Genomic DNA, 13,218 nt, shown 5'->3' on the forward strand with positions numbered 1-13,218 from the left:
GGTTACGCGTTCATGCTGACGGATTCCTGCGCCTTGGCGGCGTTGGCTTCCTTGACGGCGCGAACGGCTTTGTTGCGCTTGGAACGAAGCTCCATGAAGGACTTGGCTTCGGTGTAGAGGCGGGGTACGTCGCGATTGACAATGGCCTGCCAGACTACGCGGAAGGCGGCCTTGGGGCGGAAGTAGTACTCGTCGTAGAACTTGTGCACCATCTCCATGACGTACTCGACGGGGAGGCCGGGGTATTCGATGTGCGCCATTTGGTGGCCACCGTCGTCGTTCATGGCTTCGTTGGTGATGAAGCCGTTGTCTTTGGCGTAGTCGAAGAACTCGGTGCCGGGGAAGGCGTGCGCGATGGAGACCTGGATGGTCTCGCAGTCGAGCTGCTTGGCGAAGTCGATGGTGTTGCGGATGGACTCACGGGTCTCGCCGGGGAGTCCGAGGATGAAGTCGCCGTGGATGACGAGGCCGAGCTTGTGGCAGTCGCGAGTGAAGTCGAGCGCGCGCTGGACGGTGGCACCCTTCTTGATGTTCTTGAGGATCTGGGGGTCGCCGGACTCGTAGCCGACGATGAGGAGGCGGCAGCCGGCTTCTTTCATGGCTTTGAGGGTGTCGTAGTCGGTGGTGACGCGCGAGGTGCAGGACCAGGTGAGGCCGAGGGGCTTGAGCTTTTCGCAGAGCTCAATGGTGCGGGCCTTCTGGATGTTGAAGGTGTCGTCGTCGAAGAAGAACTCTTTGACGTGCGGGAAGAGCTCTTTGGCCTGCTTCATCTCGGCGGCTACGTCGTCGGTGGAGCGCTTACGCCATGCGTGGCCGCTGAGGGTCTGGGGCCAGAGGCAAAAGGTGCACTGGGCGGGGCAGCCACGAGTGGAGTAGAGCGCGACGTAGGGATGCAGGAGAAACGGCACGTTGTACTTGGTGACGTCGAGGTCGCGGTGGTAGATCTCGGTGGCCCAAGGCATCTCGTCGAGCTGCTCGGGGGTGACCTGGGCGCGATCGGGGTTATGGAGGATCTTGCCGGTGGCCTTGTCCTTGTAGCTGACACCGAGGATTTCGTTGAGCGGCTTGCCGTTGGCGTACTCGACGACGGAGAAGTCGAACTCGCGGCGGCAGATGAAGTCGATGGCGGGGCACTCGTTGAGGGCCTTGTCGGGGGAGGTGGTCACCGGGGGGCCGACGAAGGAGATCTTGATGCTGGAGTAGGTCTGCTTGATGACCTCGGCCATTTTCTGGTCGCCGTCCCAGCCCATGGTGCTGGTGAAGAGCACGAGGAATTCGTAGTCCTTGAGGATTTCGACGACTTCCTGCCACTTGATGTGGTGGGGCGGGGCGTCGACGAGACGGGAGCCTTCCAGCATGCCTGCCGGATAGGTGAGCCAGACGGGATACCAGTAGGACTCGATCTCGCGGGTTGCGGGCCAGCGGGAGCTGGCGCCACCGTCAAATTTTTCGAAGGAGGGCGGGTTCAGAAACAGCGTTTTTAGCGGCATAATGATAACTCGATTTTACCATTCAGTTAAGGGGTTAAGTGGCTTTTCTGGAGTTTCCTGTGGGGTATCTCCGACGATGCGCGAATAGGCCAGACGATTCATTACAAAAAAGTTAGGGGCCTATTTCGCTTGGGGTTTGGCAGGGGCTACGGGCTGAGCCTGAAAGGCGGCGGAGAGCCAGCTCTCCAAGTCGCCGGATTCTCTCATGAGACTGATCTGTGCCTGTTGTAAGTCGAAGTTGGCGTTGAGAACTGCGAGGAACTTTTCCCGCTCGGCGATGCGTGAGGTCTGCTCGTCTTTGGGGGTCATCTGCGCTGTGGCCGAGTTTCCGTTGCCTGAGTTCAGTTGAACCGTGAGGGCGTCGAGGTTTTGTTGAGCGAGCTGCTGGTCGAGGGTGGCGATTTCGGCCCTGACGGCAAGCTCAGCGGTGGCGTGTTGAGCCTTGAGCCGGATATCTAAAAACTGGTCGCGAACGGAGTCGGCGTCGTGTTCGGCGTGGGCTGCGTCCGCGTCGGCACCGCGTGCTTTAGCTTTACGAGCGGCATCGAAGAAGGGAAGCGTGATTTGTATGCCGATGGCGGCGTTGTTCTGCTGGAAGCGGAAGTAGTAGTCCTGAAGGTTGTTGAACTTTGCGAAGCGGCTGTATTGCGCATCGAGGGTGATCTGGGGACGCAGGAGATAGCGGTTTTCGGCGAAGGCAATCTCACGCTTCGAAGCAGCGAGCGCGTAGGCCGACGCGACGGCGGGACTGGTGGCCGAGATGATGGTTGTTGACGGATTGGCGGCCTGTGGGGGGGCAATGGGTGGAACACTGCTGACTGAGGTGCCCAGGCCCTGCGAGGGGAGACCGAGAAGACGGGCGAGGTGAGCCTGGTCTGCGATGGTTTCATCGTTCATACGCAGCCGGACGAGATGGATCTGTGCCGCGGTGAGGCGGGCGGAGGTCAGATCAATGGGTGTGTCCTGGCCGGCGGAGAGACGTTCCTGGACGATGGTGACGAGATGGTCTGCAAAGCCCTGTTGCTCCTGGAGGACGGCCTGCCGCTCTAGGTCGCGGTTGAGTGCGAGATAAGTGATGGCGGTGTCTTCAGCGACGGACTCACGAACGTCTTTCAGCGAGAGGGTGGATGCTTCGAGCGATGCCTTCGCGGCGCGGACGTAGTCGCGTTGAGGATAACTGAAGACAAGAGATTGTGAGTTGAGATTGTAGATGGAGGGCTGGCCAAGAGGGAATCCGTAGGAGGGTGGGCCGATGGAAGATGCGCCGACAACGTTCGGGATGTAGGCGTCCTTCAACTCTTCGAGGGTCGCTCTCGCTTTGTCTACATCGGCCTGGGCAGTTTTTACCTTCGGGCTGTTCTTCAGAGCCAGAGTTACCGCGCTGGTAAACGAAATCTGCGCGACGGCGGGAGTTACCGCACAGGCCAGGGCAGAGCACGCGATCAATTGGCGACGAAGACGAATCATACTTGCTGAGAGATTCCTTAGTGCTGGTTAGAACTCATGGTATCGCCTTTTGTCTGCGATGCTTGTAATGCTTTGAGTGCCGGTACATAGTTCGATGCGAGGGTTGTTGCTGCGAGGTATTCGCGATGGGCCCCGGCGGCGTCTCCGTCCTGTGCGAGGAGGCAACCTAACTGGAGATGAACTTTGAAGGCGGGGGCGCCGTCGGTTTTTGCGGAAGACCCCAGATAGGTGCGAAGAAGACTGATTGCGAGCTGAGGAGAGTGGTGGGCTTCTGTGAGGGTGCTTGCTGCATCGACCAAAGGAGGACCGTCGCGTCGGTCGGCGGCTACGGCGGATTGGAGGGCGTCGAGCATCTTGTCGTGCTGATTCTGACGCCTGTAGAAGTCGCCTAGGTTGATGTAGGCTTCGGGTGTTTTACCCGCATCGACGGCGGCGAGATACTCGGCCTCCGCAGCTGCGCTGTCTTTCTTCTTCTCGGCTATGAGGGCCAAGAGACGGTGCGATTGAGCGGGGAATTTGGGTTGCATTCTGGCAGCAAGGGCCTGCGCTCGATCCAGTCCGCCGCCGATCAAGGACGGGGCTGCGACGTAGTATTCGCCGAGGTCGCTCATGGCGTGAAAGTTTTCCGGATCGAGTTGGACGGCGCGCTCGAATTCGTTGTGGACTTTGACGGCGAGGCTTAGCGCAGAAAAAGGGCTGGCGTGGGCTGCTTTGTATCCGTACGCGCGGGCGAGCCACATGTGATTGTCGCTGTCGTTGGGCGCATTGGCGACTGCGAGTTCGCATTGATGGATGGCGGGCTCGGCCTTGTTTTGCGCGTAGTAGACACGGCAGAAGAGTTGATGGGCCTGAGCGTTAGCGGGTTCGTCACTGAGTAGCTCTTGAAGCACCGCTGCGGCCTCGTCAACGCGTCCCTGTTGGAGCAGGGCGTTGGCCTGAGTTTCGTCGGCAACGAGGAGACGGGTCGTTGAGAGTAGAGCGAATAGAAACGCGTGGCGAAGACGAAACGGGTGGGTAAAAAGGGACATGGCTACTCGACTACTTTGACGGGGAGTCCATTGGTGAGTTCACGGTTGTTGACAGCGTTGAGCGCGACGGTGTCTTTTTCGCTGAGGCCGCTGAGGATCTCGACTCGTGTGAGATTCACTCCAACTCCGACCTGAACGGGAGTGCGAACGAGCCTATTGTTGACGACGCGAAAGACAAAGTCTCCACCTTCGGTGTGGAGGGCCTCGCGGGGGACGCTGAGGACGTTGAAGCGCTGTGAAATGGTGACGGTGACGACGACGTTGGTGTTGGGCAGGAGGTCGCCGCGAGCGTCGTCGACGGTGATGATGCACTCGCCTACGTTGCGTGTGCCGTAGGTGATGACGGTGGTGGGGGCGCGGCTGATGTGACCGTGCCAGGCCTGGGTGGGCTTTGCGTCCCAGGCGATTTTGACCGCCTGGCCAACCGCGAGTTTGCCGATCTCGGGCTCATCAAAGTAAGCGCGAACCTGAATCTTGTTGAGGTCGGCCATGTCGAGCAGATTTTCGCCGGCGGGGACGAAATCGTAGTTGGATACGGGAATGGAGTACACGGTTCCAGCGAATGGCGCACGGATGTTGTCGTTGGCGTAGGCAGCCTGCGCTGCGGCGAGGGCTGCGCGCGCATCGGCCAGCTGGGCTTCGGCACGAGCGCGGTCGGTTGTGCTGTATCGCTGGGTGCTGCGTGTCTGAAGAGCTTTGACGGCGCTTTCATCGGTGAGCAGCCGCTGTTCGGCAGAAGCAACTTCACTGGCTGAGGCGGCTCCTTTTTGCTGAAGCGCCTGGAGAGCTGCGAGATCTTTTGCGGCTTGTTGTTGCTGCTGTTGCGCTCGGCTGAGATCGCCTGAAAAACCATTGCGCTCGTCCTGCGATCCACCCTGCTCGATGTCGTGAAGGGTCGCTTGGGCAGAGTGTACGGCGGCGTTTGCTGTAGCGATTTTGGCGACCGCGTCGGCGTCATCCAATTTGAGAAGAAGCTCGCCTGCTTTTACCTTCTGACCAACGTCAACGTACACCTTTGCTACGACGCCGGGAGCGGGTGCGTAGGCGGGAAACTCATCGACGGGCTCAACCTTGCCGCTGGTCGATACTGATGTGACGATGTTTTGATGGTTCACGACTGCAACTCGAACAGCGACGAGGTCGCGTGTGGATGAGCGCACGATGATGAAACCGATAGCGATGATTGCGAGGAAGATGCCCCACAGCATTACGGGATTCAGGCGTCTTGTCTCGGTAGTTGGCATCAGTCGAAGGTTCAGTATATAAGACGCTGCACAAGGTCAGAACGGACCAGAAACTTTTGAGGATAAGGTAGTTAACGCCCGCAATGGAGGCAAGTCACGAGAGTCGAAAATCGACAAGCTCCAGCTCCAGCCCGGGGAATTGGGGGTTGGTTTTGGCCTTCAATCTGTAGGCGACATCGATCAGGGAGCCGTTGCTGAGGGCCATTTCAGCGCATCGGGCAGGCCAATCGGTGGTGCGACTCCATCCAAGTGCACTGAAGCGAATGGTTTCGCCGGGAGGCTGAAGCTGCAGGCAGATGTGCTTTTCTTTGATGAAGCGTACGGGAGCGGTGAGGGTGAGCCTGCGGGTGAGGAAGACAGGTTCGCGGTTGCTGATACCGAAGGGTTCGCAACGAGTGAGCCAATCGAAAAAATCCTGAGTCAGATCGCTGAAGAGAAGTTCAGCATCGCACTCAAGGGGAGGCGTCATGATCTCTTCGGTAAGTCTTGATGAGCCGTAGAGCTGCATTCGGTCCCGCAGAAGCTGCGTCTGGTTGGAGGGCATGGAGAAGCCGACTGCATGAGCGTGGCCGCCGAAGCGTGAGAAGAGGGGAGCGTCTGACGGGGTGACCGGTTCGTGGACGGCGCTCAGAGCTTCCAGCAGGTGGAATCCTGCGATGGATCGGCCGGAGCCGTGGGCGTGGCCGTCTTCGTGCGTCATCACGATTGCGGGCCTACCGGTGCGGTCGACTACGCGGGAGGCGAGGATGCCGAGGACGCCTCGATGCCACTCGGGGTCGTCGAGGATGATGCATCCGGCGGGGAAGTCTCCGAGGTTTTCTCGTAGAGCTGCCAGTTGGAGTTCGATGGCTTCGAGGGCTTTTGCTTCGGTGGCGCGACGGTCGTCGTTGAGGCGGTTGAGCTTTTCTGCGAGGTCGGCGGCGCGGGCTGGATCCTTGGTTAGGAAGAGCTCTACGACGTCGCTAGCGATGTCCATGCGTCCGGCGGCGTTGATGCGAGGTGCGAGTCGGAATCCTACTTCAGTGGCGCTCGGAGGGCGGTTGATGGGGATCTGTGCTACTTGCATGAGGGCGCGGAGGCCAGGCTGGACAGGATTGCGGAGTTCTTTGAGACCAAGTGCGGCGATGACGCGATTTTCGCCTTCGAGGGGAACGGAGTCAGCGATGGTGGCGATGGCGACGAGCTTTAGAAAGGAAGGAATCAGGCCACGCTTTAACTTTGCTCGCTGCTCTTCAGTCTCCGCAGCGGCAAGCAAGAGCGCGTGTGCCAGTTTGAAGGCAACTGCGGCACCGCAAAGAGATTTGAACGGGTAGGGGCAGTTTTCCTGGGCTGGGTTGAGGACTGCAACTGCCTCCGGGACGCCGATGGCACCGTCGGGGAGATGATGATCCGTGACGATGAGGTCCATGCCGAGGGCTTTGGCTTCTTCTGCTGCTGCGAAGGCGCGGATGCCGGTATCGACGCTAATGACGAGGCGGATGCCTGAAGCAGCGGCTTCTCCGAGGACGCCGGTCTGCATGCCGTAGCCCTCGCGGATTCGATGCGGGACGTGGTAGGTGACCCTGGCGGGAGTCTCTTTGGGGGCAATACGTTCGATGGCTGTTTTGAGGAGAACGGTGGCGGTGGTGCCGTCAACATCGTAGTCGCCATAAATGAGGATTGGGTCGCTGGTGCGAACTGCTTGCTGGATGCGAGCGACGGCGATATCCATGCCGAGCATGAGCATCGGATCGATGAGGTCGTCGAGCGAAGGATTGAAGAAGGCGTGGGCGGCTGCGGGATCTGCGATGCCACGGGAGACGAGAAGCCTGGCGATGGCTTTGGGGCAGCGTAGATTCTCAGCGAGATGCTGGACGGCGGCATCGTCTGCTGAGCGTGTGATCCATTGCGGCGGCCCGATCTGGGCGGTGGACATTGTCTTGATCTACTCGTCGCTGTCGTCGACTACGATGCCGCCGAGGTCGGTGACGGTCTCCATCAGGTTCTGGAAGCTGTCGTACCAGTCGGTTGCGACTTCGAAGATGAACATGACGCCCTGATGGGCGAATCCGAGCTGAAGGTAGCCGACTTTGCCGACGTGGTTGACGAGGTATTCGGCGTCGTCGATCTCTTCAGAGTGGTCGTCGGGAAAGGTCTGGTCGCGAAGCTGATCGAGCAGGATGGCGACGTCGGCCTTCTCGAGGATGACTTCGCTCATGGTGACAAACGGGGAGCCTGCCGCCTTGGCGTGTTCGACGAAGTCCTTCCATCCATCGGGGTTTTCTTCTTCGAAGATAACGGTGGGGACGTCTTCCGTGACGTAAGCGTTGAGGCGACGCATGCCGTGGCCGGCGATGAAGGCCACCATGTCGTCTTTAAGCGAGATAAGATTGTCAGGTTGCATTCGATAAGTATTGTCTCAGAAACGCCGGTGCATCGCACAGGAAAGACGCGGGTGCGCGCTTGGCGAAGGGGTTGTGAGAGAAAGGGAATTCAGGATTGGCAAAGTTCAGGCATCACGTTTTTATTTGTACCAATGAGCGGGACGAGAGCGCCGCGCGACCAAGCTGCAGCCGGGAGCACAGTGGGAAGCTGAAGTCGGCTTTCAAGGAGGCAGTGAAGGAGGCTGGATTGAAGGGACAGGTCCGCGCTAACGAATTGGGTTGCCTGGACCAGTGCGAGCATGGGCCGGTTGTGGTGGTCTATCCGGATGCCGTTTGGTATGGGTTTGTTCACGTGAAAGATGTGGACGAGATTGTGAACGAACATCTTGTGCATGGGCGGCCGGTGGAGCGGTTGCGGCTGGCGGATACGTGCCTGAATACGGAGCGTTGTCCGCATAAACCGATGGGAGAGCGTAAATGATAAAGCGCCGACGTAAGTGATGAATAGAAGGTGGATGCGTCGAGTTGCGTGGTATATTCGAAGGAAAGTCAAATGATTTTTTCAAAAGATTACGTTGGATACCTGGCGCGCCAGACTGTGAAACATTTGGTCGCGGAGAAGATGATCCACACCGACAAGCCAGCCTTGGTGAACGAACGCGTCGCTGTGGGGATGGTGGATGAACTGGCGCTGGAAGACCGGATCAATGATGAAGTTCGGGTGATTCTCGAAGCCTTCCAGGACGATATGCGCAAGTCGGGCGCGAGCTATCCGGAGATGTTCAAAAAGGTGAAGAACGAGCTCGCCCGCAAGTACAAGGCGGTGCTGTGAGAATCTCTCGCGACAAACTGAATAAGCTGGCTCATACGGTCGCCGATACTCTGGCAGAGATTCCTGAGGTTGATTTTCTGGAGGATCGGAACACGATTCGGCAGGAGGCTCGGAAGGCGCTCGAGAAGTTGCTGACGGATGAGACGAAGATCGATGCGGCGGCTCGGCAGAAGATCTCTTCGCAGCGGAAGATCATCGTGGAAGGGTCGCAGGAGTGGGACATCCTGTACCGCAAGTACTACAACGATGAGGTGAAGAAGCTCGGGTTGTAAGAGCTTCTTTTTCAGAGAGGCGCGAGGCGGTCGGCGGCGCTATTAGCTGATATAATTTGTTTATCGCAGTGGAGAAGTGCCTCTCCTGTTTGGTTTCTGGCGTCATGGTGTAACTGGTTAACACGCCGCCCTCTCAAGGCGGAGAGTACGGGTTCGATCCCCGTTGACGCTACCAATCCTTGCTTTCTGCAATTTCGTGTTTTGGCGCCATGGTGTAACTGGTTAACACGCGGCCCTTTCAAGGCTGAGAGTACGGGTTCGATCCCCGTTGGCGCTACCAAACTATCAACTAAAGACGGAGAAGTGGCAAGAGGGCTCAGATGTAGATGGTCTGATGCGCTTACGTGCAGCCAGTTGCATCTTGAGGCTGGAGTCGCCAGACTGGCTAGGACCGATGGCTAACAAGAGACCGGGGCACAGCCAATTGACAGATACCGCTGAACCGAGGTCGGCCCCACAGGGGGCGTCGAGCTTGTGGCGACCGTTGCGCGTACCTACCTTCCGCAATCTGTTGGCTGCGAATGTCGTCTCCGATATCGGCGCGTTCATGCAGACTGTTGGCGCTGCGTGGCTGATGGTGTCACTTCATGCGGGGCCGATTTACGTCGCGCTCACGCAAACCGCTTCGTCTCTGCCATATTTTCTGCTATCCCTCCCCGCCGGGTCTGCTGGAGATATTGTGGACCGCCGCAAGCTGATTCTCGCCGCCGAAGTGTGGATGGCGGGCGTAGCGCTCCTTCTCTGCGTGCTAACCATCGGCGGATTTATGTCTCCTTGGTTGTTGCTGGTATTGACGTTTGCGCTATCGGCGGGGGAGGCATTCGAAACCCCATCGTGGCGCGCAGTCCTGCCCGAATTGGTGCCTAAGGAGGACCTAGCGGCAGCGTCAGCACTGAATGGGATCGAATTCAATCTTGCCCGAGCTGTTGGACCCGCGCTCGCCGGTGTCGTGATAGCCGCCGCCGGTGTGGCTGCGGCATTTGTGACGAACTTCGTAGCGTTTTTCGGGGTCATCCTGGTTGTTGCGAAGTGGAAGAGGCCAGTTCGCAAGCTGACCACGCCACCGGAGACGTTCACAGGAGCCACGGTTGCCGCCATTCGCTATGTACGCTACTCGCCCGCAATTCTCACTGTCGTGGTTCGGACTGGCGTGGTCACATTTTTTGCGAGCGCGCTTTTCGCGTTACTGCCAACAGTTGCTCACAGCGTCAATAAGAGTGCAATAGGCTATGGACTCTTGCTCGGATGCTTTGGGTTGGGCGCAGTCTTAGGTGCATTGATTATGCAGCCGGCCCGTGCCAGATGGTCCACGGAGTCTATTCTTTCGTTGGGAGTGGTGATTCTCGGGGCCGCGATTGCAATGACCAGTGGTTTTCACCGGTTGAGCACACTCGCTCCCGTCATGCTGATTGGCGGTGCGGCATGGATACTTTTTATTTCTCTGATCAACACCCTGGTACAGAATCTGGCGCCAGAGTGGGTACGGGCGCGAGTCCTTGCAGTCTTCATACTGGTTTTTCAGGGAAGTTTCGCTCTCGGGAGCGTGGTCTGGGGCGCTGTCGCCCAGAGAGCGGGCGTCGGGATTGCTCTCATCTCGGCCGGGATTGGAACAATCGCTACTACGGTGCTAGCGCTTTTCGCAAAGTTTCCTGACGCGCCCGCGGACCTTAGTCCCTGGAACCACTGGCGTATGCCTCTTGTAGTTGGAGACAATGACTTTGAACAGGGACCCGTGCTGGTTACGATCGAATACTCTGTTATTCCAGAACGAAATGCGGAATTCGTGGTCGCGATCCATCAGTATGGTCGGATACGACGTCGGGACGGTGCGTATAGCTGGGGAGTCTTTCACGACATCGAAGTTGCGGACCGCTATCTAGAGGTAATGTTGGTGAATTCGTGGGCGGAACATCTGCGTCAACATGAGCGGCTTACCCGAGCGGACACCGAATTGGAGCGCCGTATGCTGAGTTATCTCGCCAAAGATATGGTCTCGAGTCACCTGATCTATACACACTCGAAAGAAACGTAGCGTCTGAGAAAGGCTCCCCCGGTGTCTGGAAACTCTTCTGCTCTCTGCCAGCTTTCAGGCTGGGGACTGAAGGGTGGGTCAGCTAAACCGCTGTTTTTGCGGTATTTAGTTGATTCTTGGAGGCTTAGATTGTAGTGGCTGAGGAGATAGCCATATTATTGGAATCTGCGACCTCCGCTTTGCGAGTTAAAAATGATGGGCTTGTTAGGCAGCTTGATGAGCTGGCGAAGCAAATGGATGTAAGCCGGAGGGCACTCCTCGGGTTCTTCAGGATTTTGAAGGAGGATGAGGTCCCGCTGGAGCAACTTGCGGACAAGCTGGCCCTGGTGGCCCAGCGGCACAACGACCAACTTAGCCGCTTGAGGTCGCTTGATCCGGAGGATGACGGAGCGCGGAGCCTGATCGAGGCAGCGCGGGAGGTGATTCGCAACGCAGGGTCTTCTGCGGACTACGATCGCGCTGCCGATCTGATCTTCCAGGCGGAAGAGACGCAGGACAAGCTAGGGCTGAGGCGTTGGAGCGCGAGGCATATGACACTGCCCGACGGGCGCGTCTGATCAAAGCCGACTTCCGCGCGGAGCAGGCGGAATTGAGCCTCACACGGCTGGATTATCTGCGGGCGGCGAAGCACTTCAAGGGAGCGGCGGAGTTTGTGGGGGAGGCGATCCATCGCTTCGGTTCAAGTATATGACCCGGTCCGCAGATGCGTTTCAAGACCATGGCGACCAGAAGGGAGACAATGTCGTTTTGGCGCAAGCGACGATGTATATCGTGAGTTGGTCTCTCGGTACACGCGCGAACCTGCGCCCTCGGAGTGGGCAAAAACTCAGAACAGTTTGGGCAACGCACTCCAGGTTCTCGGGGAGCGTGAGAGTGGGAATGAGCGGCTCGAAGAGGCCGTGCCTGTTTGTGAGGCGGCACTCGAGGAACGTACGCGCGATCATGTGCCTTTCGAGTGGGCAAGAGCTCAGAACAATTTGGGCAACGCGCTCTGGGCACTAGCGGAGCGTGAGAATGGGACGGCAGAGCTCGAGAAGGCGGTTATCGTGTTCAGAGCGGCGCTGGAGATACGTACTCACGATTGTGAGCCACTGGATTGGGCGCTGACCAGAGTTATCTCGGGGATGTACTCTGGCGTCTCGGAGAGCGGGAGTGCCTTGTGGCCGTGCTGGTGCAACCTTGCACGCGATCAGAAGGTCCTCATCTTGATTGTTCGGGGGGATCCTCTCCCACAAGCAGCTGTTGTTCTCGCCCGCCGTGTTTTAGCACGACGGAGCGAGACGAGCAACTGAGTCAACGCGTGCAACATGGGTAATCGCAAATTTGGCCAATATTCGAGGTGCTGCTGATTAGGCAGATGCTTCAACCAACAGTTCCCGACGGGCGATGAAATTTAGCGACGGCGTCTCTTTGGATTAAGGTCAGAAAGGGCATCCTTGGGGAGGCCAGTGGTCTGGCGTACTATCAGGCGCGTACTGATCTTGTTAGTAGCCCCTGGCTTTATGTTTGCCGGATCTAGATTGGACAAGAGGGCACCCACTGCATTTTGTGCAAGGTCTTTGCAGGACATGCGGACGGTTGTAAGCGGTGGAATCGTGTACTCAGCTAAGTGGATGTCATCGAAGCCAATCAGTGAAAAGTCTTCGGGGACTTTGAACCCCGCTTCAAAGAGAGCATGCTGCACACCGATGGCTGTCATATCGTTGGAACACATGATCGCAGTGGGTAAATGCTTTAGCGCGAGAATTTGCTGCATCGCATCCCGGCCCCCATCCAACGTATGATCTCCTTCGATCATCCACGAGAGGTCAACTTTGATTCCCGCAGACTTCAAGCAGTTTAGAAAGGCCGCTTTTCGACTTTCCGCGGAACGCAAGCGAAGGGGGCCGCTAATGAATCCAATCTTGCGATGGCCTAGAACGGCTAAATGCTGCACGCCCTCATTGATGCCTGCACGGTAGTCAACTGCTAGAACACTGCTTAGTGGGCGCGAGGGCGCAGGATCGATAAAGACTACGGGTATGTTGTCGACGGCGAAGCGATCGAGAAGGAAGTCCTCGATGCCAAAGGTCATAATGGCGACACCATCTACCTTGCGCTCAAGCATCCGCCGCGCGCACAGCTCCATTTTCGTGGTCTCATAGTTGGTTGAGCCGATTAGGATCTCGTATCCATGTTCTACTGCTACCTGTTCGAACTCTTGGATGAGTTCCGGAAAAAACGGGTTGGTGATTTCGGAGACAATCAAGCCAAGGAGTTTGCTTTTGCCTGAGACCAGGGCTCGTGCTTGTGTGTTGGGAAAATATCCCAACTCGGCTACGGCCTTCCAGACTCGTTCGGCCAACTGTGAATCGACCGTGGGTACGTGGTTGATCGTTCGCGATACTGTAGCGATGGAGACGCGCGCTCTTGCGGCAACGCCGTGAATATCGATCTTGGGTGTGGCATGGATCTTTGCTGAACGTCTCATCGTGTTTGATCCTGAAACAT

At 57.8% G+C, this 13,218-nt stretch carries 13 protein-coding genes and 2 tRNA genes; 8 read left to right on the forward strand and 7 right to left on the reverse strand.

Going from position 1 to position 13,218, the window contains the following annotated elements:
* Nucleotides 1-2 precede the first annotated feature (2 nt).
* The 6 genes from hpnJ to RBB77_RS14160 all read right to left on the reverse strand — a co-directional run bounded on the left by hpnJ (nt 3) and on the right by RBB77_RS14160 (nt 7,612).
* Complete coding sequence (gene hpnJ, locus RBB77_RS14135; protein WP_353062391.1) at nt 3-1,490, reverse strand: hopanoid biosynthesis associated radical SAM protein HpnJ; 1,488 nt, start codon at nt 1,488-1,490, stop codon at nt 3-5.
* Nucleotides 1,491-1,610: 120 nt separating this feature from the next.
* Nucleotides 1,611-2,957 (reverse strand): TolC family protein, encoded by a 1,347-nt coding sequence (locus RBB77_RS14140; RefSeq protein WP_353062392.1) that lies wholly within the window; start codon nt 2,955-2,957, stop codon nt 1,611-1,613.
* 17 nt (nt 2,958-2,974) lie between these two features.
* On the reverse strand, nt 2,975-3,985 hold the full coding sequence (locus tag RBB77_RS14145) for a tetratricopeptide repeat protein (protein ID WP_353062393.1): 1,011 nt from the start codon (nt 3,983-3,985) through the stop codon (nt 2,975-2,977).
* Between the two features lie 2 nt (nt 3,986-3,987).
* A complete protein-coding gene (locus tag RBB77_RS14150; protein WP_353062394.1) occupies nt 3,988-5,229 on the reverse strand; it encodes an efflux RND transporter periplasmic adaptor subunit in 1,242 nt (413 codons plus the stop codon).
* 94 nt (nt 5,230-5,323) lie between these two features.
* The gene (gene recJ / locus RBB77_RS14155; protein WP_353062395.1) at nt 5,324-7,144 is read right to left on the reverse strand and encodes a single-stranded-DNA-specific exonuclease RecJ; all 1,821 of its coding nucleotides are present in this window, start codon (nt 7,142-7,144) and stop codon (nt 5,324-5,326) included.
* Between the two features lie 9 nt (nt 7,145-7,153).
* Entirely contained in the window at nt 7,154-7,612 is a 459-nt protein-coding gene (locus RBB77_RS14160; RefSeq protein WP_353062396.1) for a hypothetical protein, read from the reverse strand.
* Between the two features lie 212 nt (nt 7,613-7,824).
* On the opposite strand from RBB77_RS14160, the gene RBB77_RS14165 reads away from it, so the two are divergent.
* From RBB77_RS14165 to RBB77_RS14200, 8 genes are all read left to right on the forward strand, one after another.
* Nucleotides 7,825-8,073 carry a (2Fe-2S) ferredoxin domain-containing protein gene (locus tag RBB77_RS14165; RefSeq protein WP_353062397.1) on the forward strand — a complete coding sequence of 83 codons (249 nt, stop codon included), beginning with the start codon at nt 7,825-7,827 and terminating at the stop codon, nt 8,071-8,073.
* A 72-nt stretch (nt 8,074-8,145) separates the two neighbouring features.
* A complete protein-coding gene (locus RBB77_RS14170; RefSeq protein ID WP_353062398.1) occupies nt 8,146-8,424 on the forward strand; it encodes a DUF507 family protein in 279 nt (92 codons plus the stop codon).
* On the forward strand, nt 8,421-8,696 hold the full coding sequence (locus RBB77_RS14175) for a DUF507 family protein (protein WP_353062399.1): 276 nt from the start codon (nt 8,421-8,423) through the stop codon (nt 8,694-8,696). Before RBB77_RS14170 ends, RBB77_RS14175 begins: the two co-directional genes overlap by 4 nt.
* Nucleotides 8,697-8,794: 98 nt before the next feature.
* Nucleotides 8,795-8,871, forward strand: a tRNA-Glu gene (locus RBB77_RS14180).
* Nucleotides 8,872-8,899: 28 nt separating this feature from the next.
* Nucleotides 8,900-8,976 (forward strand) — tRNA-Glu (locus tag RBB77_RS14185).
* Between the two features lie 192 nt (nt 8,977-9,168).
* Nucleotides 9,169-10,728: an MFS transporter gene (locus RBB77_RS14190; protein ID WP_353062400.1), complete on the forward strand. Its 1,560-nt coding sequence runs from the start codon at nt 9,169-9,171 to the stop codon at nt 10,726-10,728.
* 158 nt (nt 10,729-10,886) lie between these two features.
* Complete coding sequence (locus RBB77_RS14195) at nt 10,887-11,285, forward strand: hypothetical protein (protein ID WP_353062401.1); 399 nt, start codon at nt 10,887-10,889, stop codon at nt 11,283-11,285.
* 219 nt (nt 11,286-11,504) lie between these two features.
* A complete protein-coding gene (locus RBB77_RS14200; protein WP_353062402.1) occupies nt 11,505-12,020 on the forward strand; it encodes a tetratricopeptide repeat protein in 516 nt (171 codons plus the stop codon).
* A gap of 101 nt (nt 12,021-12,121) precedes the next feature.
* Here RBB77_RS14200 and RBB77_RS14205 read toward each other — a convergent pair whose 3' ends face one another.
* On the reverse strand, nt 12,122-13,198 hold the full coding sequence (locus tag RBB77_RS14205) for a LacI family DNA-binding transcriptional regulator (RefSeq protein WP_353062403.1): 1,077 nt from the start codon (nt 13,196-13,198) through the stop codon (nt 12,122-12,124).
* Between the last annotated feature and the right edge of the window lie 20 nt (nt 13,199-13,218).

It is taken from the genome of Tunturibacter psychrotolerans, assembly GCF_040359615.1.
Classification (GTDB): Bacteria; Acidobacteriota; Terriglobia; order Terriglobales; family Acidobacteriaceae; genus Edaphobacter; species Edaphobacter psychrotolerans.

What these genes read in the sequence shown, in the direction of transcription:
- RBB77_RS14140 (WP_353062392.1), bottom strand. Translation starts at nt 2,957, where the DNA reads ATGATTCGTCTTCGTCGCCAATTGATCGCGTGCTCTGCCCTGGCCTGT.
- RBB77_RS14150 (WP_353062394.1), bottom strand. Translation starts at nt 5,229, where the DNA reads ATGCCAACTACCGAGACAAGACGCCTGAATCCCGTAATGCTGTGGGGC.
- hpnJ (WP_353062391.1), bottom strand. Translation starts at nt 1,490, where the DNA reads ATGCCGCTAAAAACGCTGTTTCTGAACCCGCCCTCCTTCGAAAAATTT.
- RBB77_RS14205 (WP_353062403.1), bottom strand. Translation starts at nt 13,198, where the DNA reads ATGAGACGTTCAGCAAAGATCCATGCCACACCCAAGATCGATATTCAC.
- RBB77_RS14170 (WP_353062398.1), top strand. Translation starts at nt 8,146, where the DNA reads ATGATTTTTTCAAAAGATTACGTTGGATACCTGGCGCGCCAGACTGTG.
- RBB77_RS14160 (WP_353062396.1), bottom strand. Translation starts at nt 7,612, where the DNA reads ATGCAACCTGACAATCTTATCTCGCTTAAAGACGACATGGTGGCCTTC.
- recJ (WP_353062395.1), bottom strand. Translation starts at nt 7,144, where the DNA reads ATGTCCACCGCCCAGATCGGGCCGCCGCAATGGATCACACGCTCAGCA.
- RBB77_RS14145 (WP_353062393.1), bottom strand. Translation starts at nt 3,985, where the DNA reads ATGTCCCTTTTTACCCACCCGTTTCGTCTTCGCCACGCGTTTCTATTC.